Annotated in this window: 17 protein-coding genes and 1 riboswitch; of the genes, 6 read left to right on the top strand and 11 right to left on the bottom strand. The window is 64.0% G+C overall.

Going from position 1 to position 18,417, the window contains the following annotated elements; all coding sequences use genetic code 11:
- Positions 1-65: 65 nt before the first annotated feature.
- Positions 66-428 carry a DUF2784 domain-containing protein gene (locus ACI2JX_RS06070; RefSeq protein ID WP_186553580.1) on the top strand — a complete coding sequence of 121 codons (363 nt, stop codon included), beginning with the start codon at positions 66-68 and terminating at the stop codon, positions 426-428.
- Here the strand turns inward: ACI2JX_RS06070 and tam are convergent.
- Positions 425-1,201 carry a trans-aconitate 2-methyltransferase gene (gene tam / locus ACI2JX_RS06065; protein ID WP_404689632.1) on the bottom strand — a complete coding sequence of 259 codons (777 nt, stop codon included), beginning with the start codon at positions 1,199-1,201 and terminating at the stop codon, positions 425-427. The two genes, ACI2JX_RS06070 and tam, sit on opposite strands and share 4 nt — an antisense overlap.
- Positions 1,202-1,381: 180 nt before the next feature.
- Between tam and ACI2JX_RS06060 the strand changes: the two genes are divergently transcribed.
- Positions 1,382-1,852 (top strand): FecR domain-containing protein, encoded by a 471-nt coding sequence (locus ACI2JX_RS06060; protein WP_404689631.1) that lies wholly within the window; start codon positions 1,382-1,384, stop codon positions 1,850-1,852.
- A 62-nt stretch (positions 1,853-1,914) separates the two neighbouring features.
- Here ACI2JX_RS06060 and ACI2JX_RS06055 read toward each other — a convergent pair whose 3' ends face one another.
- Complete coding sequence (locus ACI2JX_RS06055; RefSeq protein ID WP_264236002.1) at positions 1,915-3,327, bottom strand: amino acid permease; 1,413 nt, start codon at positions 3,325-3,327, stop codon at positions 1,915-1,917.
- Between the two features lie 473 nt (positions 3,328-3,800).
- Here ACI2JX_RS06055 and ACI2JX_RS06050 point away from each other — a divergent pair, with 473 nt between their 5' ends.
- Positions 3,801-5,225 (top strand): PLP-dependent aminotransferase family protein, encoded by a 1,425-nt coding sequence (locus ACI2JX_RS06050; RefSeq protein ID WP_264236001.1) that lies wholly within the window; start codon positions 3,801-3,803, stop codon positions 5,223-5,225.
- Positions 5,226-5,350: 125 nt separating this feature from the next.
- Here ACI2JX_RS06050 and ACI2JX_RS06045 read toward each other — a convergent pair whose 3' ends face one another.
- The 3 genes from ACI2JX_RS06045 to ACI2JX_RS06035 are packed head-to-tail and all read right to left on the bottom strand — an operon-like array spanning position 5,351 to position 8,946.
- Complete coding sequence (locus tag ACI2JX_RS06045) at positions 5,351-6,373, bottom strand: histone deacetylase family protein (protein ID WP_404689630.1); 1,023 nt, start codon at positions 6,371-6,373, stop codon at positions 5,351-5,353.
- The gene (locus tag ACI2JX_RS06040) at positions 6,373-7,614 is read right to left on the bottom strand and encodes a Zn-dependent hydrolase (protein WP_404689629.1); all 1,242 of its coding nucleotides are present in this window, start codon (positions 7,612-7,614) and stop codon (positions 6,373-6,375) included. The genes ACI2JX_RS06045 and ACI2JX_RS06040 overlap by 1 nt, the downstream gene beginning before the upstream one ends.
- Positions 7,615-7,641: 27 nt before the next feature.
- A complete protein-coding gene (locus ACI2JX_RS06035) occupies positions 7,642-8,946 on the bottom strand; it encodes an MFS transporter (protein WP_404689628.1) in 1,305 nt (434 codons plus the stop codon).
- A 297-nt stretch (positions 8,947-9,243) separates the two neighbouring features.
- On the opposite strand from ACI2JX_RS06035, the gene ACI2JX_RS06030 reads away from it, so the two are divergent.
- Positions 9,244-10,158, top strand: a complete 915-nt coding sequence (locus ACI2JX_RS06030; protein ID WP_264235999.1) for a LysR family transcriptional regulator — start codon at positions 9,244-9,246, stop codon at positions 10,156-10,158.
- Between the two features lie 47 nt (positions 10,159-10,205).
- Here ACI2JX_RS06030 and tenA read toward each other — a convergent pair whose 3' ends face one another.
- The 3 genes from tenA to ACI2JX_RS06015 form a co-directional block, all read right to left on the bottom strand.
- Positions 10,206-10,865, bottom strand: coding sequence for a thiaminase II (tenA, locus tag ACI2JX_RS06025; protein WP_368972945.1), 660 nt, complete (start codon positions 10,863-10,865; stop codon positions 10,206-10,208).
- A gap of 2 nt (positions 10,866-10,867) precedes the next feature.
- A complete protein-coding gene (locus ACI2JX_RS06020; RefSeq protein ID WP_264235997.1) occupies positions 10,868-11,515 on the bottom strand; it encodes a TenA family protein in 648 nt (215 codons plus the stop codon).
- A 78-nt stretch (positions 11,516-11,593) separates the two neighbouring features.
- Positions 11,594-11,708: riboswitch (TPP riboswitch) on the bottom strand.
- A gap of 56 nt (positions 11,709-11,764) precedes the next feature.
- Entirely contained in the window at positions 11,765-12,682 is a 918-nt protein-coding gene (locus tag ACI2JX_RS06015; RefSeq protein WP_404689815.1) for a LysR family transcriptional regulator, read from the bottom strand.
- A 103-nt stretch (positions 12,683-12,785) separates the two neighbouring features.
- Here ACI2JX_RS06015 and ACI2JX_RS06010 point away from each other — a divergent pair, with 103 nt between their 5' ends.
- Entirely contained in the window at positions 12,786-14,003 is a 1,218-nt protein-coding gene (locus ACI2JX_RS06010; protein ID WP_404689627.1) for an MFS transporter, read from the top strand.
- Positions 14,000-14,941 carry a TIGR03571 family LLM class oxidoreductase gene (locus ACI2JX_RS06005; protein WP_404689626.1) on the top strand — a complete coding sequence of 314 codons (942 nt, stop codon included), beginning with the start codon at positions 14,000-14,002 and terminating at the stop codon, positions 14,939-14,941. Before ACI2JX_RS06010 ends, ACI2JX_RS06005 begins: the two co-directional genes overlap by 4 nt.
- Positions 14,942-15,028: 87 nt before the next feature.
- Here the strand turns inward: ACI2JX_RS06005 and ACI2JX_RS06000 are convergent, their stop codons facing one another.
- From ACI2JX_RS06000 to ACI2JX_RS05990, 3 genes are all read right to left on the bottom strand, one after another.
- A complete protein-coding gene (locus ACI2JX_RS06000; protein WP_404689625.1) occupies positions 15,029-15,706 on the bottom strand; it encodes a GntR family transcriptional regulator in 678 nt (225 codons plus the stop codon).
- 121 nt (positions 15,707-15,827) lie between these two features.
- Positions 15,828-16,874 (bottom strand): ABC transporter permease, encoded by a 1,047-nt coding sequence (locus ACI2JX_RS05995; RefSeq protein ID WP_404689624.1) that lies wholly within the window; start codon positions 16,872-16,874, stop codon positions 15,828-15,830.
- The gene (locus ACI2JX_RS05990) at positions 16,867-18,378 is read right to left on the bottom strand and encodes a sugar ABC transporter ATP-binding protein (protein WP_404689623.1); all 1,512 of its coding nucleotides are present in this window, start codon (positions 18,376-18,378) and stop codon (positions 16,867-16,869) included. Before ACI2JX_RS05990 ends, ACI2JX_RS05995 begins: the two co-directional genes overlap by 8 nt.
- Between the last annotated feature and the right edge of the window lie 39 nt (positions 18,379-18,417).

The raw sequence follows: 18,417 nt of genomic DNA, 5'->3' as shown, positions 1-18,417 counted from the left end.
CCGGTACAGGCGCTCTAGCAAACAGCCTATGCTAGCGATCCACTCGCCAATCAAGACCCCATCCCATGCTCTATCGCTTAAGCGCCGACACCTTGGTCCTGCTGCATCTAGCCTTCATCCTGCTGGTGTTGTTCGGCGGCCTGCTGGTGCTCAAATGGCGCGCTGCCCTGCTGATCCACCTGCCCGCCGTAGCCTGGGGCCTGGCCGTGGAATGCCTGCACCTGGAATGCCCGCTGACCGACTGGGAAAACCGCATGCGCGCCGCCGCAGGCGACGCCGGCTACCAAGGCGGCTTCATCGAGCACTACATCTGGCCACTGATCTACCCCGCCGGACTGACACCGCAAATCCAGATCGGCCTCGGCCTGATCGTCCTGCTGCTCAACCTGGGCGTGTACGGCTACGTCATCTGGCGCTGGCGCCGCTAGCGGGTAGCGACCACGAACAAACGCGGGAATGCCAGCAGCACCTTGCCATCGGTCGCTGGCGGATAGTCCTTTTGCATGGCCTGTAGGTATAGCTGCAAGAAGTCCTTCTGTTCAGCCTCGTCCAACCGCGCCAGGTACGGACGCAAGGCCGAGCCCTTGAACCACTCCACCACCGCTTCTGCACCGCCTGCCAGCGGATGGTGATAGGTGGTGCGCCAGACATCCACCCGCGCGCACAGCGGGCTCAGCAAGTCGTAGTAAAAGCCCGCGTTGTGCCGCGGCGGCAGCGCGAAGTCGGCGAACTTGTCCGCCCACGGGCCACGGCTGGCGATCTCGCGCAGCTGGCGATGGGCCGGTTGGTCGAGGTTATCCGGGGTCTGCACGGCCAGGCTGCCGCCTTCGCTCAACTGCCGGATCAGGTGCGGATAGAGCGCGCCATGGTCTGGCACCCACTGCAGCGAGGCATTGGCGAGGATCAGTTCCTGGGGCTTGGAGGCAGTCCAACTGGCAATGTCGCCGATCTCGCAGCGCACGCGCGGCACGCCCAGGCGTGGGCGCTCCTTGGCCTTGGCGATCATGTCTGGATCACTGTCCAGCGCCAGGACCTGGGCATCGGGGTAGCGCTGCAACAACACTTCGGTGGAATTGCCCGGCCCGCAGCCCAAATCAGTGGCATGGTGAACCGAACAAGGAGGGACTGCGGCCAGCAAGTCGCGCACGGCGCGGGTACGTTCGTCTTCGAACAGGGAATATTGGTTGGCGGACCAGGCCATGGCGAACTCCTTAGGCGGACAATGCGTCTAGCATAAGCCATATACGCCCGCTTCGCGGGGCAGCCCACGTTAGCCCGGCCTCCTAGCCGACTGCGTGGGAGCGGGCTTGCCCCGCGATCAGGCCGGAACTGCCAGCGCCGCTTTCAGGTCAATGCTCAAAACCCAGGACCACCGCCCCCCATGATCAGCAAGCAACGCCTAGCCCTGCCCCTGGCCATCCTCGCCCTGATCGGCGCGGCCGCCCTGCTCGGCTCGCCATGGATGAACCAACCCTTCGAACTGGCTGACCTGCGTACCAGCAACGACCAGCAACTGACCCGCCAACTGGAAGACGGCAGCCTGTTGCACCTGGCGGCGGACAGCGCGGTAGACATCGAATTCGACCCGGTGCAACGCCGTCTGACAATGTTGCAAGGCAGCCTGTCACTGCACGTTTCTGCAACCGATAGCCGACCTTTCACGCTCATCACCGAGCACGGCACCCTCGCCACACAAAACGCTAACCTCAAGCTCGAGCGCGATGCCAAGCGTTCACACATCACCCTGCTCGACGGAAGCGCCGAACTCGACAGCGCTGGCCAACGCCTGCACCTGAACGCCGGCCAGCAGCTGCGCTTTGACCAGTCAGGCCCTGAACACCCACACAATTAGCGTCCACAAACAAACGCGGCCGGCCCCTTGCGGGAACCGGCCGACGTCAACCAACGAGCCGCTTAGTGCTTGTTGGCGGTGCGCATCTGATGCACCACACCCATCGCCACCACCACCGCAGCGGCGATACCGGTGGAGATCACCAGGATCTGGTAGTCAGGCATGAACGCCATGGTCACCAAGGCGGCCACGATGAAGGCGATCACCAGGTAGGTCAGCCACGGGAACAGCCACATCTGCAGGCGGATCTCCTTGCCTTCGGCAATCAGCTTGCGGCGCATGCGCAGCTGCGAGAAGGCAATCACCAGGTACACCAGCAAGGCGATCATGCCGGTGGTGTTCATCAGCGTTTCCAGCACGTCTTTCGGGCGCAGGGTCTCGCTGAAGTTGATCAGCGCACAGACGACCGCCACTGCGCACGAGCCAATGATGGCAAAGACCGGCACACCGGTACCGGCGCGGGTGATCTTGAAGAACGACGGCGCATCGCCACGCTGGGCCAGCGAAAACAGCATGCGCGAGGCCGTGTAGTGACCGGAGATCAGGCAACTGCTCACCGAGGTCAGCACCACGAAGTTCATCAGCAGCTCAGCGTAAGGCACGCCCAGCAGCTCCAGGGTCCGGCGGTAGGCGCCATAACCCGACTCGCCCAGGTGCGGGTCGTTCCACGGTACCAGGCAGACGATCAGGAAGATCGAACCTACGTAGAACAGGCACACACGCCATACCACCGAGTTGGTGGCCTTGACGATCTGCCCGGCTGGGTCCTTGGACTCGGAGGCGGCGATGGTGACGATTTCCGCACCGAGGAAGGCGAACATCACCCCCAGCAACGCACCAATGACCGTGGTGATGCCATTGGGCATGAAGCCTTCGGCAGTCAAGTGGGTCATGCCGCGCACTTCACCGAACTGCCAGATGTTCAGCACTGCCGCGCCGCAGACGATCAAGAAGCAGACGATTGCGATCACCTTGATCAAGGCGAACCAGAACTCGAACTCACCGTAGTGCTTGACGTTGAAGAAGTTGACCGTGATCAGCACCAAGGTGGTGGCCAGGACGAACACGTTGACGCTCACACTTGGGAAGAAACCATGCAGGATCTTGCCCGCCACATAAGCTTCCCAGGCCATCAGGATGACCCAGTACCACCAATACAACCAGCCGATGGTGAAACCTGCCCAGCGACCAATGGCGCGGTCGGCGTAGGTCGAGAACGAGCCGGTGTCCGGCGAGGACGTCGCCATCTCGCCGAGCATGCGCATGATCAGCACCACCAGGATGCCGCCGGCCAGATAGGCCAGGACAGCGGCGGGACCGGCGCTGTGGATCACGCTGCCGGAGCCGACGAACAGTGCGCCGCCGATAACCCCGGCGATCGACATCATCGTCAGGTGGCGCGACTTGAGCGAAGCGTTGAGCTTGCTCTCCGGCGCCCCTTTGGCGGATGCGGTGGATGTGGATGTTGCGTCCATCAGTTGTGTACCCCGTGCTTCTTTTTATCCAAGGAAATCCGTGAAACCCCGATGGCTAGCGGTTTCACCTGTACATCAGTGCTAATGCGGGCAGGAGGTGTGCACACGGCACACGCAGGCCATCCATGGCGGCCTGCTTACGCGTTCGAGGGCTGGCCCCCGGACGAACTGAACCGGTTGATCACGCGTGCGCAAGCCGAACGGCGGCTAGACTCCAGCCCATTCGACTTGGCGAAAAGATGATGCGAGGCGAGCCTCGACGAAAAAGCAGCAAAATTATGATTGTTCATGACGCTGGTGTGCCTGCACTGCAAAAGGTGTCTGGCGATCTCAGACACCTAATGTAAAAATGTCGGACACAGAGAGCCATGCACAGTGGCATGAAAGTCGCACTGCACTGTACAGGCCGTCGATGCAATACACCCGCGACACCCTGCAGGCGCTTGGCGTTATGCACACCTGAAGGCAGCCCAATGCTCGTACTACATCCAGACTCCTCCACCCCGCTGGTCAACCAGATCATCGACGGGTTACGCGAGCTGATCGACAACCAGACCCTCAAGCCCGGCGCCAAGGTCCCGTCTATCCGCGCCTTTGCCGCGACCTACTCGGTGAGCACCTTTACCGTGGTCGAAGCCTATGACCGTCTGGTCGCCCAAGGGCTGCTGGTCAGCCGCGGCAACGCGGGGTTCTTCGTCAATCGCGCAGCAGGCGAGTTGCTGGATAGTCAGAATCAGGGAGCCGACACCACTCGACCATCGTTCAACTCCGAGTGGTACCTGCAACAGATCTTCGAAACCCGCCAATTGCCGTTCAAGCCCGGTTGCGGCTGGCTGCCCAACGACTGGATGTACGAAGACGGCCTGCGCCGCGGCATGCGCCAGGTCGCCGGCAGCCCCCTGGAGTTGTCCGGCTACGGCGACCCGATGGGCCTGCCGGAACTGCGCGCACTGACCGCGCAGAACCTGCAACAGGAACTGTCGATCGTCGCCAACCCGGCGCAACTGATGCTCACCCACGGCGCCAGCCAGGCGCTGGACCTGGCCGTGCGCACCCTGGTGCGCCCAGGTGACGTGGTGCTGGTGGACGATCCCGGCTACCCCAACCTGATGAGCATCCTGCGCTTTCAGGGCGCAACCCTGGTCGGCGTGCCGCGCACCCCGGCCGGCTACGACCTCGACCAGCTCGAACGGCTGCTGGCGCATCACCGCCCAACCGCCTTCTTCACCCAGCCGCACCTGCACAGCCCGACCTGCTCGCGCACCCCATTGCCACAGCTGCACCGCCTGTTGCAGTTGTCTTCCCAGCACGGTTTCCGTCTGGTGGAAAACAACCTGTACGCCGACATGGTCGCCGAACCGCAGCCCTGCCTGGCCAGCCTCGATCATCTGCAACAGGTGGTCTACGTGGGCAGTTACTCGAAAAGCATCTCGCCCAATGTGCGGGTCGGCTACCTGGTCGCCAACCCCGAGCTGATGCAGCAGTTGCTGCACCTGAAGATGCGCTCGGGCCTGACCACCTCGCAGGTGATGGAGCGCGTGGTCTATGCCGCGATCATCGACGGGCGCTGGCGCAAGCACCTCAAGCGCCTGCGCCAGCGCCTGGCCGAGGCGCACCAGGAAGTTGGCCGGCATCTGCACCGGCTGGGCTTCGAACTGTTCATCGAGTCCGATGAAGGCATGTACGTCTGGACCCGCCACCCGGCTCTGCCCGACAGCGCCGCGCTGCTGGACGATGCCCTGGAGCAAGGCATCATGCTCGGGCCTGGGCAGCTATTCATGGTCGATGCCCAGGCGACCGGCTGGATGCGCTTCAACGTGGCGTTCAGTACCGATCCGGCGATGTGGGAGTTGCTGGAGAAGGTGCTGGTCAAGCATGTGCGCAGGAGCGGTCTGTAGTTTTTCAGTGCTGGCCTCATCGCGGGGCAAGCCCGCTCCTACAGGTCCTGCGCCGATTTCAGCAACGGCGCAAGGCATGCAGGAACGGGCTTGCCCCGCGATGAGGTCGCCATTAGCAGCGCAAATTAACGCCAATCTTGCTTGTCAGCGAAGAATGCCTGCGCATTGGCCTCCAGGCTCTCCAGGTGATAGCCCCCCTCCTGCACGATCAGGCACGGCAGCCGCAACCCACGGATCCGCTCGCCCAATGCGGCGAACCCTTCACGGGTCACGGCCACCTTGCTCTGCGGGTCGAGCTCATAGATGTCGAAGCCTAGCGACAGCACCAGCACCTCGGCAGCAAAGTCCTTCACGGCATCCAGGGCAATCTCCAGCTGGCTCATGAAGTCCGCTTCACTGGCCCCATGCGGCATCGGCAGGTTAAGGTTGTAGCCCTCCCCTGCACCGGCGCCGCGTTCATCGGCAAAGCCGGCCACGCCTGGGTAGAAGTTGGTGGGGTCGCCATGGGTGGAGACGTACAGCACATCATTGCGCGCGTAGAAGATCTCCTGAATGCCTTGGCCATGGTGCATGTCGGTATCGACAATCGCCACGCGGCTGTAGCGGCTACGCAGCACCTGCGCAGCGACGGCGGCGTTGTTCACGTAGCAGAAGCCGCCCGCGGCATCGTAGCGGGCGTGATGCCCCGGTGGACGGCACAGGGCATAGGCCGCTGGCTCGCCGTCGAGCAGGGCCTGGGCCGCTGCTACCGCGCTTTGCGCCGACCAGTAGGCCGAGCGCCAGGTGTGCTCGCCGACCGGGCAGCTGCCGTCGGCCAGATAACGGCCGGCCTGGGCGAGGATGCCGCGCAGGGCGTTGGGCTCGCGAACGAAGATGTTCGACATGACTTCATCGCCCCAATCCTCGGGCACCTCTTTCCAGCGCGCATGAGCTTCTTCAAGAAACGCCAGATAAGCCGTGCCATGCACCGCTTGCAACGGCGCCAGGCCGGCATCTGCAGGTTGACGGATGTCGAAGCCCAGGTCCTTGGCTGCCTGCAACAGGCGCTGGGCGCGCTCGGGGACTTCCTGCGGGGTGCGCATGGCGCCGCGTGAGTAGTAGCTGCGCGGATGGTGCAGCAATTGCTCGGGATGGAAATAGCAGCGCATCAGAACTCTCCTGGTTCGACTTGACCGGCGCGGGCCAGCACGGCGTTGAGCAGTACATCGACGCCTTGGCGGGCATCGTCGGGCAATACGTCTTCGGCTTCGTTGTGGCTCAAGCCGCCCACGCAAGGAATGAACACCATCGCCGTCGGGCAGTAACGGGCCAGCAGAATGGCGTCATGGCCTGCGCCGCTGACGATGGATTGTTGGGCATAGCCCAGGCCATCGACCGCGTGCTGTACCGCTGCCACACAGGCGCCGTCGAACGGCGTGGCGGGGCTGACCCAGTGGCGCTCGATACGCACGTTCAGGCCGCGCTGTGCGGCGATGGCCTGTAGCTGCTGGCCAAGGCTGCGTTCCATGGCTTCGATGGCTTCATCGCGGTGATGACGCAAATCGACGGTGAACTTGACCACGCCAGGAATGGTGTTGCGCGAGGACTTGGCAATGGCCAGCTCACCGACTGTGGTCAGGCCTTCAGGGGCGAAGTCGGCCGCCAGTTGCTCGACCACCTGGATCATTCGTGTGGCGCCATAGAGGGCATCCTTGCGCAGCTTCATCGGCGTGGTGCCGGCATGTGCGGCCATGCCCTCGACGGTGACATCGAGCCAACGAATGGCCTGGCCGCCGCTGACCACGCCGATGCTCTTGGCGTTGTCTTCAAGGATCGGCCCCTGTTCGATATGCGCCTCGAAATAGGCATCGACCGCGCCGCCCAGCGGGCGTTGGCCGGCGTAGCCGGTGCGCTGCAGTTCGTCGGCGACGCTGATGCCATTGGCATCGCAAATGGCCAGGGCTTGCTCCAGCGCCAGGGTGCCGGTGAACACCGCCGAGCCGAACATCGCCGGGGTGAAGCGCGCGCCTTCTTCGTTGGTCCAGACCGCGATCTCCAAGGGCTTGTGGGTGCGGATGCCGAGGTCATTGAGGCGGCGCACCACCTCAAGCCCGGCCAGCACACCGTAGACACCATCGAAGCGGCCGCCTTCAGGTTGGGTATCCAGGTGGCTGCCCATCATCACCGGCGCGGCCTCGGGGTCGCTACCGGCGCGGCGGGCGAACAGGTTGCCGATGGCGTCCACCGACAGGCTCAGGCCCGCCTCGCGGCACCAGGCCTGGAACAGTTCACGGCCGGCTTTGTCTTCGTCGCTCAAGGCCAGGCGGCAACTACCACCACGGGCGGTGGCGCCGACTTCGGCCATGGCCATCAGGCTCGCCCACAGGCGCTCGCCGTTGCTTTTCAACATGTGCGGTTACTCCATCCAGGGGGTGGGTCAGGCCAGCTCAAGCTGCTGGCTGCGGCTGTACTGGCGGGCAAGGGCCAGCACACAGACCAGGGAAATTGTCGCGATCAGGGTGTAGAACACCGCCATCGGCCACCACTGGCCGGTGAAGCTGTGCGCCAGCCAAGTGCCGATCAGCGGGGTCAGGCCACCGGCGATAGCGCCGCAGACCTGATAAGCCATGGAGATCGCGGTGTAGCGCACGCGGGTCTCGAACATGCCACTGACGTAGCCGGCAATCACTGCGTAGAACGAGGCCATGCACGCCGCCGCCAAGGCGATACCGAGCACGATCAACGGCCCCTGGCCGGTGCTGACCAGCACGAACATCGGATACGGCGAGGCCATCGCCAGCAAGGCGACCAGGGCCAGGAATCGGGTAGCGCCGATCTTCTCCGACAGCCACGCTGCCAGCGGCTGGACACAGAACTGGATGACCGCAACGAAGAACAGGCATTCCAGGATCAGCGAGCGCTCCAGGTGCAGTTGCTGGGTGGTGTAGCTGATCATGAAGGTGTTGGTGAAATACACCCCGGCAATCCCCAGGGTATTGGCGCCGATGCACAGCAGCAGCGGCCGCCACGCGGTACGCAGCACTTCCAGCACCGGCGCCTGCTCCTTGCGGCGCGACTTCTCGGCCTGTTCGCGGCTGGCGAGAAACTCTGGCGACTCGTTCACGCCCAGGCGGATCGCCAGGCCAACCAGCAACAGCAAGGCACTGGCCAGGAACGGCACGCGCCAGCCCCAACTCATGAGCTCTTCTTCGGGCAAGCGGGTGACCGCGCCAAACGCCAGCAGCGAGAGGATCAAGCCCGCCGGGCTGCCCAGTTGGGCGAACGAGGCGAAGAACGTAAGCCGGCCCTTGGGCGCATGCTCGCCGGCCATCAGCACTGCACCGCCCCACTCGCCCCCAACGGCGATGCCTTGGATCACCCGCAGCACAATCAGCAGCACGGGTGCGGCGGCGCCGATTTGCGCGTAGGTCGGCAACAGGCCGATGCCCACGGTGACCACGCCCATCATCAGCAGGGTAATGACCAGGGATTTCTTGCGGCCGATGCGGTCGCCGATATGGCCGAAGACGATACCGCCCAAGGGCCTGGCGAAGAAGCCCACGGCAAAGGTGCCAAAGGCGGCCATGGTGCTGAACAGGCTGTTGTCGGAGGGGAAGAACAAGGCGCCGAACACCAATGCGGCGGCGGTGGCGTAGATGTAGAAGTCGTACCACTCGATCATGGTGCCGATAAACGCGGCGGCCGCGGCCCGGCGCGGTTGGGGCGAAGCGGAAGGCTTCATGGGTCAGGCTCCTTTGCTTGTTTTTTTGGCAGGAGTAAGGGGTCACGGGGCGCTCTGGGGGCGCTTGGGTTGCGTCAGTGAGATCGGCGGTGAATTGGTCGCGGGCAAGCCCGCTCCCACAGATTGCGTAGCGCTGCTGCTCCCTGTGGGAGCGGGCTTGCCCGCGAAAAATTCACCACCGTTCCAAGGCTGTTGCGCAATGTTTCCTTGAAGTGATTTTTCGGCCGAGGGCTATGATTAGTCAATTTTCTATTTATTATTCGAACTATAACGCCCATTTATTATCGCGAGCCCGCCATGTCTGACCGCCTGCTCAACGATCGCCTCGACTGGAACCTGCTGCGCACCTTCCGGGTGATCGGCCAGGAGCTGTCCATCAGCCGCGCCGCCGCGCGCCTGCACTTGACCCAGCCGGCCGTCAGCCAAGCGCTCAAGCGCCTTGAAGAGCAGCTCGGTCGCCAGCTGATCGCCCGCCGCGGGCCGCGCTTCGTGCTGACGGAAATGGGCGAGCAGCTGTTCCAGTTGGCTGGCGAGGTGTATGGGCAGATGTCGCAGATCGGCGGCCTGCTCGAGCAGCCGGCCGATGAGTTGGTCGGCAAAGTGCGGCTATTGATGATCAGCCGGATCTGCTCGGAGCGCTTCGACGATTTTCTCGCAGGCTTTCATCGCCAGCATCCACGGGTGGACCTGGAGATCGACGTAATGCGCAGCTCAGACATCGTCGCCGCCCTGCAAGAGAAAACCGCCACCGCAGGCTTGAGCCTCAATCGCCGGCCGCAACCACGCCTGGAGCAGCGCTTGTTCCTGCGGCAGCGCTATGCCTTTTTCTGCGGCAAGCACCATGGTTTGTTCGGCAAGCTGGAAGGCGATCTGCAGCGGGAGAATTTCGTCAGTTTCACCAGCGACCAGATTGGCGGCATGCTCTCGCCGTTGACCATTTTTCGTGATCAGCAGGGGTTCAGCGGACGCATCGTGGCGTCATCGCCGAGCCTTGAGGAAGTGCGCCGGCTGGTGATCGCCGGGTTTGGCATTGGCTGTTTGCCCGAACACGTGGTGGCGCCTGATGTGCAGGCTGGATTGCTCTGGCGATTACCGCCGCATGAAGGGATTGCGGATGTCGATATTCACCTGCTGTGGAATCGTGAGCAGCGTTTGAGTCGGGCGGAGCGGGTGTTTATCGAGGCGTTGCAGGAGTGCCTGGGGGTGCAGTGATGCCTTCAGCTTCTGGGGCCGCTGTGCGGCCCCAAAAATCCAAAGCGTTACACGGTGGCGTCCAACCCCATCTGCCAGAAATCTGCCTCCAGCTTCGACGCCTGGCCAAAGATCGCCGCCAACTCGACAAAGCGCTGCTCGGTCATGCTCCGCGCCGCCAGTTCATCCAAATGCTTGCGCGCCGCAGCCGCCACCCCTTGGTAAGCCTCCCCGGCATACTCGCCGATCCATTCGCGATAGGGATGATCACGCAAATCGCCAATCTGCGCGGACAACGCCCGGCCAATCTCTGCATAGCCGATCACACAAGGCGCCAGCGCCGCGTGCAATTCCAGCAGGTCACCTGCCGCACCACAATCGAGTACATAGCGGGTATAGGCCACTGTCGCCTGATGCTCAGGCGCGGCCTCGATATCGGCCTTGGACAACCCCCAGCGCGCGCAAAGGCGCAGGTGCAGCTCGGTCTCATCGAGGATCGCCGCCAGCCCCGCCTGGGCCGCACGGATGTCGCTTGGCAAACGGCTCTTGTACGCAGCCAGGGCCCAGGCGCGGGCAAACTGGATAAGGAACAGGTAATCCTGCACCAGGTAAGTACGGAAGGCCTCCTCGCTTAGGCTGCCCTCACCCATCTGCCGCACGAACGGGTGATCGACATAGCTGGACCATTGGGCCGCGCACGCGCCCTTGAGGCGGTCGAAGATATCCATGCTCACGCCTCCCCTGGGTAGATGGCATCGAAGAAGGCCAGTTCCAGTTCCACCGTGCGCAGGTAGAAGTCGCTGCTCAGTGCCGCCTGCTGTGGCCCGACCCGATCCAGTTCTGCTTGCAGGAAGGCGACGAAGTCGCGGAAGAACGGGTTGTCATGCAGGGTGATCCACTCGGCGTGAACAAAGTTGGCCGGCAACGGTTGCGGTGCCTTGGTCGCCCAGTCCAGGTACAGGCCCTCGGCGACATTGAGTACCGCCAGGGCGGCGGCATATGAACGGGTGGCCGCTGCTTCGCGCATGATCGCCTTGAAGCCTGCGGTCGGTAGGGTGTCGGCAGGCTCGTCGCGCTGCGCCGGGCTGACGTCCAGGGCTTGGAAAGCGCGCAGGAAGTAGGTGTTCTCGTCGCTGCTGATCATGCCGGCGAAGCGCCCCAGGCGCAGGCGTGCCTCGAAGGTGTCGGCCGTGGCGATGGCGGCGCCCAGCAGGGTCAGGAAGCTATCGAGAAAGCGGTGATCCTGGACCAGGTAGCGGACCATGACAGGGTCCGCCACGCTGCCGTCGCACAGCGCTTTGACGAAGCGGTGGCCGACCGCCGCAGACCAGGTCGGCTCGCTTTGGCGGCGCAGGGTTTGGGTGAAGCGTTCGGTCATGGTGCTGTCCTCTGTAGGGTGACAGCGAGACCGTGGCGGTGTGGCATGAAGCGGCCTCGCAGTGAGGCCGGCAAAAAGGCAGGTCGGCAGTCCCATCCCTTCGCCGGCATGATCCGGATCAGGTTCGAAGGGTCACCGCGCTGGTGATCTCAGCGGTTTCTCAGCCCGTTGCCGGGCTCCCCTTGGTGGCGACTAGGTATACAGGAGGGGGGGTGGCTTGTCATCAGCCGGGATGGCTAGCGCAGACACTCAACTGAAATAGCGCACATCCAAGCGCTCGACCAGAAAGTCGATAAACACCCTCACCCGCTGCGGCAACTGCCGTCCTGGCCCAATGAACACCGCATGCAGGATATCTTCCTCGCCACTGTCAAATTCTTCCAGCAACGGCACCAGCCGCCCTGCCGCGATATCCGCCCCCACATGGAAATTGGCCAAGCGGGCAATCCCTGCGCCGCCGAGGGTCAGCTGGCGCATGCTCTCCCCGTCTTGCAGCAGCAGATTCCCTTGCGGCTCAACCTCGACCCGCTGGCCATCGGCGCCCTGATACACCCAGGCCTGCGAGTGCCGGTGAAAGCCAAAGCCCAATCGATTGTGCTCAAGCAGCTCCTGTGGCGTACGCGGGGTGCCCCGGCGCGCCAAGTATTGCGGGGCGGCCACGGTCAACAAACGACTACGGCCCAAGTGCCGCTGCACCAGCCGTGAGGCCTTCAGCGGCCCCGAACGGATCGCCACATCGGCCCGCCGTTCGAGCAGATCGACCACCGTGTCGGTCAGCTCGATGTTCAAGGTGATCTGCGGATAAGCCTCCAGAAACGCCGGCACCAGCGGCGCCAGGCAATGCAGGCCAAACGGCAGGTTGCTGTTGATATGGATGATCCCGCTGGGGCAGGCGGCATTGGCCACATCGCGCTCGGCGTTGTCGATCTGCTCAAGAATACGCAGGCTCTCGACATGGAAGCGCTCACCCTCGGCGGTCAGTTCCAGGCGCCGGGTCGAGCGCAGCAGCAGACGTGCGCCCAGGCGCTGCTCAAGGCGGGCGATCAGCTTGCTCACCGCCGATGGGGTCATGTCCAGGCGCCGCGCCGCTTGCGAAAAGGTGCCGCAGGCGACCACTTCGGCAAACACTTCCATCTCGCCAGAGCGATTGATGTCCTTGGCTCGGATTTGCATGATTTGAATTCACAGCTGGTTGGAATTGCACGAGTCTACATCACAAGCCGTGAGCCTCGTATCGTGTGCTGCATCTTTCACCTTGCGAGCATTTTTCATGACTACCCCCTCCTCCACACGCATTCACCCCGGGGTGTATGTGCTGGCCCTGACCGCCTTCGCCATTGGCGTGGCCGAGTTCATCGTGGTCGGCATTCTCCCGGCAATTTCCAACGACCTGGGCGTGACCCTGGCCACCGCTGGCGGCCTGGTCGGCCTGTACGCCTTGGCGCTGGCGGTGTTCACCCCGTTCATCGTCTTGCTGCTGGGGCGCTTGCCACGCAAGCCGGTGTTGGCTGGCCTGGTGGCAATCTTCCTGGCTGGCAACCTGCTTTCAGCGTTGTCCAGTGACTACTCGACGCTGCTGATCGGGCGACTGATCACCGCCGTCGCCCATGGCAGCTTCTTCGCCATTGGCGCCACGGTCGCGGCGAGCCTGGCACCCAAGGGCCAGGCCAGCAAAGCCATCGCCATCATGTTCGCCGGGCTGACCCTGGCCATGGTCATCGGGGTGCCGCTGGGTAGCTTCCTGGGCAATGCCATGGGCTGGCGCCTGCCGTTCTACGCGGTGGCCGCGCTCAGCGCACTGGCCTTGCTCGCCACCCTGTTCTGGCTGCCGGCACTGAAAGCCGGGGAAGCCGGGAGCATCCGCACCCAGTTGGCTGCGCTCGGCCAACCGGCGATCTGGTCGATGATGCTGGTGACCATTCTGGGCTTTGGCGCAAGCTTTGCCGCATTCACCTTCATCACGCCGATCCTCACCGACATCACCGGTTTCTCCTCGGCCACGGCCAGCAGCCTGCTGGTGGTGTTCGGCATCGCCACGCTGATCGGCAACCTCGCCGGGGGCCGGCTGGCCGACCGCCTGGGCTGGCAACGGGCGCTGCGCGTGCTGTTCGTCTTGCTGGCGGCGGTGCTGGTGTTGCTGGGCTTTTCGTTGTCGTCGCCAGTGGCCATGGTGGTGCTGCTGTTCGTCTGGGGCGTTCTGGCTTTTGGCATGACGCCGGGCTTTCAGGCCGGCATGCTCGACACCGCTGGGCGCTACACCCCTAAAGCGGTGGATTTCGCCTCTGGGCTGAACATCTCGGCGTTCAACCTGGGCATCACCCTGGGTGAGACCGCCGGCAGCTACCTGGTGACCCACGGCCAACTGGCCCTCACCCCCTGGGCAGGCGTGGTCGCCGCGGTACTGGTGCACGTGCCGCTGGCGTGGCTGGTCTGGCGCGGCAAACGCCCAGCGGTTGGCGCCGGTGCACAGGCAGGAGCGCAAGCATGAGCGGCGCCCTGGCAAAACTCAGCGCTGGCGGCCTGAGCATCGGCCTGGAATTGCCGCTGGACAATGACTGGAGCACCCCACGCGATCAGGCCCGGCAGCAGGCCGGCGGCCTGTTCGGGGTGCCGGACCTGGCCCAGCATGCACAGCTGGCGACCCTCGCCGACCGCTTGGGTTTCCGCGCCCTGTGGGTACGCGACGTGCCACTGTACGACCCGCAATTCGGCGATGCGGCGCAGGTGTTCGAGGTGTTTACCTACCTCGGGTTTCTCGCTGGGGTTACCCGCAATATCCTGCTTGGCACAGCGGCAGTGGTATTGCCGATCCGTGAGCCGCTGCTGACTCTCAAGGCCGCAGCCAGCGTCGACCTGCTCAGCGGCTCGCGCGTGTTGCTGGGCGTGGCCAGTGGCGACCGGCCAGTGGAATACCCACTGTTTGGCCGCGACTTCGACAGCCGCGGCGAACGCTTTCGTGAGCACATCGCGCTGCTACGCGACTGGCGTGGGGCGGGGTTGCCCGAACAGATCGAAGTCTTGCCGCGCCCTGCCCAACCGCTGCCGTTGCTGGTGGCCGGGCTGGCCCAGCAGAGCCCGGCGTGGGTGGGCGAGCATCTGGATGGCTGGTTGGCCTACCCCGGCACGCCGCAGGAGCACGTGCGGCGTGCGGCGTTGTGGCGCGAAGTGGCCGGGGCCAAGCCATACGTGTCGTTCCTGCACCTGGATCTGGACGACAACCCGCACACGCCGCTGCAGCGGCACCGCTTCGGCGCGATGGTTGGGCGCAATGGGCTGATTGCCGAGCTTGAGGCGATGCGGGAGGCGGGGGTGGCGCATATTGGCCTGCACCTGCGGCGCAATCGGCGGCCGCTGGATCAGACACTGGAGGAGCTGGCGGCGTTTGTCTTGCCGCATTTTCATGAGTCCGCCAGCAAGGGCCAGTGAAGCCCATTCGCGGGCAAGCCCGCTCCCACAGGGTTCGCCTGGGAGCGGCGGTTTGGTCCCGTGTGCCAGGCGATAGGGCGGTACTGCTCAGGCCGGGCTCAGCGACTTGCGCTCCAGCCACTCCAACATCAATTCGCCCCAGGCGATATCTGCTTGCAAAGCCGCCTTGGCCTTGGCTGAATCACGCTTGCGCAAGGCCTCCAACACTTCGAAATGCTTGTGCTTGGCGCTGGCCAACTCCGCCTTGGGCACTTCGGCGTGGAAGGTGCTGAGCAGCGGCCCCATCATCACCCACATGTTCTCCAAGGTCTTGAAAATCACCGGCATGCGCGCTGCGGCAATCAGCCCAAAATGAAACTCGCGGTTAAGCAGCGAGGCCTTCTTGTAATCGACGCTGACCGCCGCCTGAAACGCCGCCTGCACCTGCTCCAGATGCTCCAGCTCAGCGGCAGAAATACGCTCGGCGGCCATCCCCGCCGCCTCGCCTTCGAGCAGGTGGCGAATCAATTGGATCTCGCGCAATTGGCTAACGGTCAGCTCTGGCACATAGATCGAGGTGGCCGCCTTCATGTCCAGGGCATGATCGCTGACCAGGCGGAAAATCGCCTCGCGCACCGGGGTGATCGACACCCCGAACTCCTCGGCCAAGGCACTGATGCGCAGGCGGTCACCCGGTTGGTACTGGCCGTCCATCAATGCCGTGCGGATGATGCTGTAGACCCGCTCGCTCAGGTTGCCTTTATCCAGGGGCTTGTGAACTGTCACGCTGGTTCTCTCTTGTCTAGTGAATGGCCCGGCGCCAGCTTCCAGTGATGGCGCCGCTGGGCGAGATGGCGAAAACGCATGATACATCATCATTCATACGCCGCCAGCACGCCCTCTGGTATCAGATACGCGCGTCGCGCCTGCCCACCCCTTGCAGCAACACCGCCACCACGATGATCGCGCCTTTGATGATCTGCTGTGGGTAAGCCGGGACACTGAGCAGGTTCATGATGTTGCCGATCAGCCCCAGCACCAGCACTCCAACCACGGTATAGAACAAACTGCCCTTGCCGCCGGACAACAGCGCCCCGCCAATCACGCAGGCAGCAATGGCATCCAGTTCGAGGGCCATGCCGGCACTGGGCGTGGCGACCCCGGAGCGCGAGGCGATGACCACCCCGGCCAATGCACTCAACCCGCCGCAGATGGCATAGGCAGCAAGCTTGTAGCGCTCCACCGGGATCCCTGCCAGGCGCACTGCGGTTTCGTTGCTGCCGCTGGCGATGATCAGCCGGCCAAAGGCGTTGTAACGCAGGATAAGCGCGAACACTGCAATCACCAGCACCGCCAACCATACCGGCCAGGGCACGCCGAACAGGCCGTCCGCCTGGCGACCGAAGTCGCGCAACAGCCCAGCGGCGCTCTGGCTATCGGCGAGGCGTTGCGGCTGGCCATTGGAGAGTATGAACGCCAGGCCCCGGGCCACCGTCATCATCGCCAGGGTGGCAATGAACGGCGCCATGCGAAAGTAGGCGACGAAGCTACCCGTCACCAGGCCCATCAACACCCCAGCCGCCACGGCGATGGCGACCGCCAAAAACAGCCCGGCCCCACCCTCCAGCGGCACCAGGTTCAGGCTCATCGCCACGACGATACCGCCCACCGCCGCCACCGACGCCACCGACAAGTCGATGCCGGCGGTGAGGATGACGATCAGCATGCCGATGCTCACCAGCATCAACGGCGTCGATTGGCGTAGCAGGTTGCCCAGGTTCTGCCAGGTGAAGAAGTCCGCCGACAGGCTGCTGGCAACCACCACCAGCACCAGCAGCATGACCAAGGCGTTGTGCTGCAAAAACAGACGCTGCAGCGAGCGCCCCCAGGCCTGCGGCTGGGCAGGCTCGCCCGGCAGGTTGCCGGCGGCCAGTTTGCTCAAGTTGTTATCCACGGTGTTCGACTCCCATCGCCAGACAGATCATTGCGTGTTCTTCGATCGCACTGCCGCCGAGCTCGCCAGCGATGGCGCCATCGCGCATCACCAGCACCCGGTCGCACATGCCGATCAGCTCAGTCATTTCCGAAGACACCAGGATGATCAATACCCCGGCTTCGGCCAGTTCATTGATGACCCGGTAGATCTCGGTCTTGGCGCCGACATCGACGCCACGGGTCGGCTCATCGAGAATCAACACCCGACAGCCGGCATCGACCCACTTCATCAGCGCGACCTTCTGCTGGTTGCCGCCTGACAGGTCGCCCACTGCCTGCTCGATCGAGCCGGTCTTGAGCCGCAGTTGCTTGCGCAGCGCCTCGACCCCGGCGCGCTCGCGCCGGCCGTTGATCCAGCCGCAGCGGCCGGTGTAGGGCGAATTTGGCCGCAAGGCGGCGTTGATCCGGATCGACATCTCCAGCAGCACGCCTTGCTGTTTGCGGTCTTCGGGGAGCAAACCAATGCCGTGGCCGATGGCTTCACGCGGGTTGCGATTGCGCAGCAGCTGGCCATCCAGGCGGATGCTGCCGGCACTGCTGCGCTCGGCGCCGAACAATGCGCGCATGGTTTCGGTGCGGCCCGAGCCGACCAAGCCGCTGAATCCCAACACTTCGCCGGCACGCGCCTGGAAGCTGATATCGCGCACCAGCGGCCCGGCGCACAAGCCCTCGACCTGCAAGCGCACCTCACCCAGACTGGCCTTGCGCGGCGGAAACAGATCGCTCAGCTCACGACCGATCATCATCTGCACCAGGCCGCGTTCATCGATGGCCGACAGCGGCAAGGTGCCCACCGTGCGGCCATCCTTGAGCACCGTGGCGCGGTCACAGATCCGGAAGATTTCGTCCATGCGGTGCGAGACGTAGATGATGCACACGCCCTTGCGCCGCAGCTCATCGAGGATGCGAAACAGCTGCTCGGTCTCGTGCGAGGTGAGCACCGCCGTCGGCTCGTCGAACACCAGCACCGACGCGTTGCGTGACAGCGCCTTGGCGATTTCCACCGCCTGCTGGTGGGCTACCGGCAACGCGCCGACTGCGCGGCGCTCGTCGATATTGGCAAAACCCAACTCGTCGAGAATGTGCCGCGCCTTGGCCCGCAGCGTGGCCCACTGCACCAGGCCCTTGCGCGCGCCGAGGTCATCGATGCAGATGTTCTCGGCCACTGACAGGTGTGGCGCCAAGGCGAACTCCTGGTAGATCACCGATACCCCCAGGCGCAGGGCGTCGGCCGGCTTGGCGATGCTCGCCGGTTGCTGGTGCACCAGCACCTCGCCGGCATCGCGCAGGTAGGCGCCAGCGAGGATTTTCATCAAGGTCGATTTACCCGCGCCGTTCTCGCCCATCAGTGCGTGAATCTCACCGGCCTGGGCGCTGAAACTGGCGCCACTCAGCGCGCTGATGCCACCGAAAGCCTTGTGGATGTCGCGCAGTTGCACCGCGGTAGTGTTTGCTGCATTCATAGGTCATGCCTCTGCAAGCGGCGCGCTGCCTGGGCAGGC

The organism is Pseudomonas sp. NPDC088890 (assembly GCF_044900155.1).
Lineage (GTDB): Bacteria > Pseudomonadota > Gammaproteobacteria > Pseudomonadales > Pseudomonadaceae > Aquipseudomonas > Aquipseudomonas urmiensis.
This window is presented reverse-complemented; position numbering and strand designations above follow the sequence as displayed.

What these genes read in the sequence shown, in the direction of transcription:
- ACI2JX_RS06070 (WP_186553580.1), top strand. Translation starts at nt 66, where the DNA reads ATGCTCTATCGCTTAAGCGCCGACACCTTGGTCCTGCTGCATCTAGCC.
- tam (WP_404689632.1), bottom strand. Translation starts at nt 1,201, where the DNA reads ATGGCCTGGTCCGCCAACCAATATTCCCTGTTCGAAGACGAACGTACC.
- ACI2JX_RS06060 (WP_404689631.1), top strand. Translation starts at nt 1,382, where the DNA reads ATGATCAGCAAGCAACGCCTAGCCCTGCCCCTGGCCATCCTCGCCCTG.
- ACI2JX_RS06055 (WP_264236002.1), bottom strand. Translation starts at nt 3,327, where the DNA reads ATGGACGCAACATCCACATCCACCGCATCCGCCAAAGGGGCGCCGGAG.
- ACI2JX_RS06050 (WP_264236001.1), top strand. Translation starts at nt 3,801, where the DNA reads ATGCTCGTACTACATCCAGACTCCTCCACCCCGCTGGTCAACCAGATC.
- ACI2JX_RS06045 (WP_404689630.1), bottom strand. Translation starts at nt 6,373, where the DNA reads ATGCGCTGCTATTTCCATCCCGAGCAATTGCTGCACCATCCGCGCAGC.
- ACI2JX_RS06040 (WP_404689629.1), bottom strand. Translation starts at nt 7,614, where the DNA reads ATGTTGAAAAGCAACGGCGAGCGCCTGTGGGCGAGCCTGATGGCCATG.
- ACI2JX_RS06035 (WP_404689628.1), bottom strand. Translation starts at nt 8,946, where the DNA reads ATGAAGCCTTCCGCTTCGCCCCAACCGCGCCGGGCCGCGGCCGCCGCG.
- ACI2JX_RS06030 (WP_264235999.1), top strand. Translation starts at nt 9,244, where the DNA reads ATGTCTGACCGCCTGCTCAACGATCGCCTCGACTGGAACCTGCTGCGC.
- tenA (WP_368972945.1), bottom strand. Translation starts at nt 10,865, where the DNA reads ATGGATATCTTCGACCGCCTCAAGGGCGCGTGCGCGGCCCAATGGTCC.
- ACI2JX_RS06020 (WP_264235997.1), bottom strand. Translation starts at nt 11,515, where the DNA reads ATGACCGAACGCTTCACCCAAACCCTGCGCCGCCAAAGCGAGCCGACC.
- ACI2JX_RS06010 (WP_404689627.1), top strand. Translation starts at nt 12,786, where the DNA reads ATGACTACCCCCTCCTCCACACGCATTCACCCCGGGGTGTATGTGCTG.
- ACI2JX_RS06005 (WP_404689626.1), top strand. Translation starts at nt 14,000, where the DNA reads ATGAGCGGCGCCCTGGCAAAACTCAGCGCTGGCGGCCTGAGCATCGGC.
- ACI2JX_RS05990 (WP_404689623.1), bottom strand. Translation starts at nt 18,378, where the DNA reads ATGAATGCAGCAAACACTACCGCGGTGCAACTGCGCGACATCCACAAG.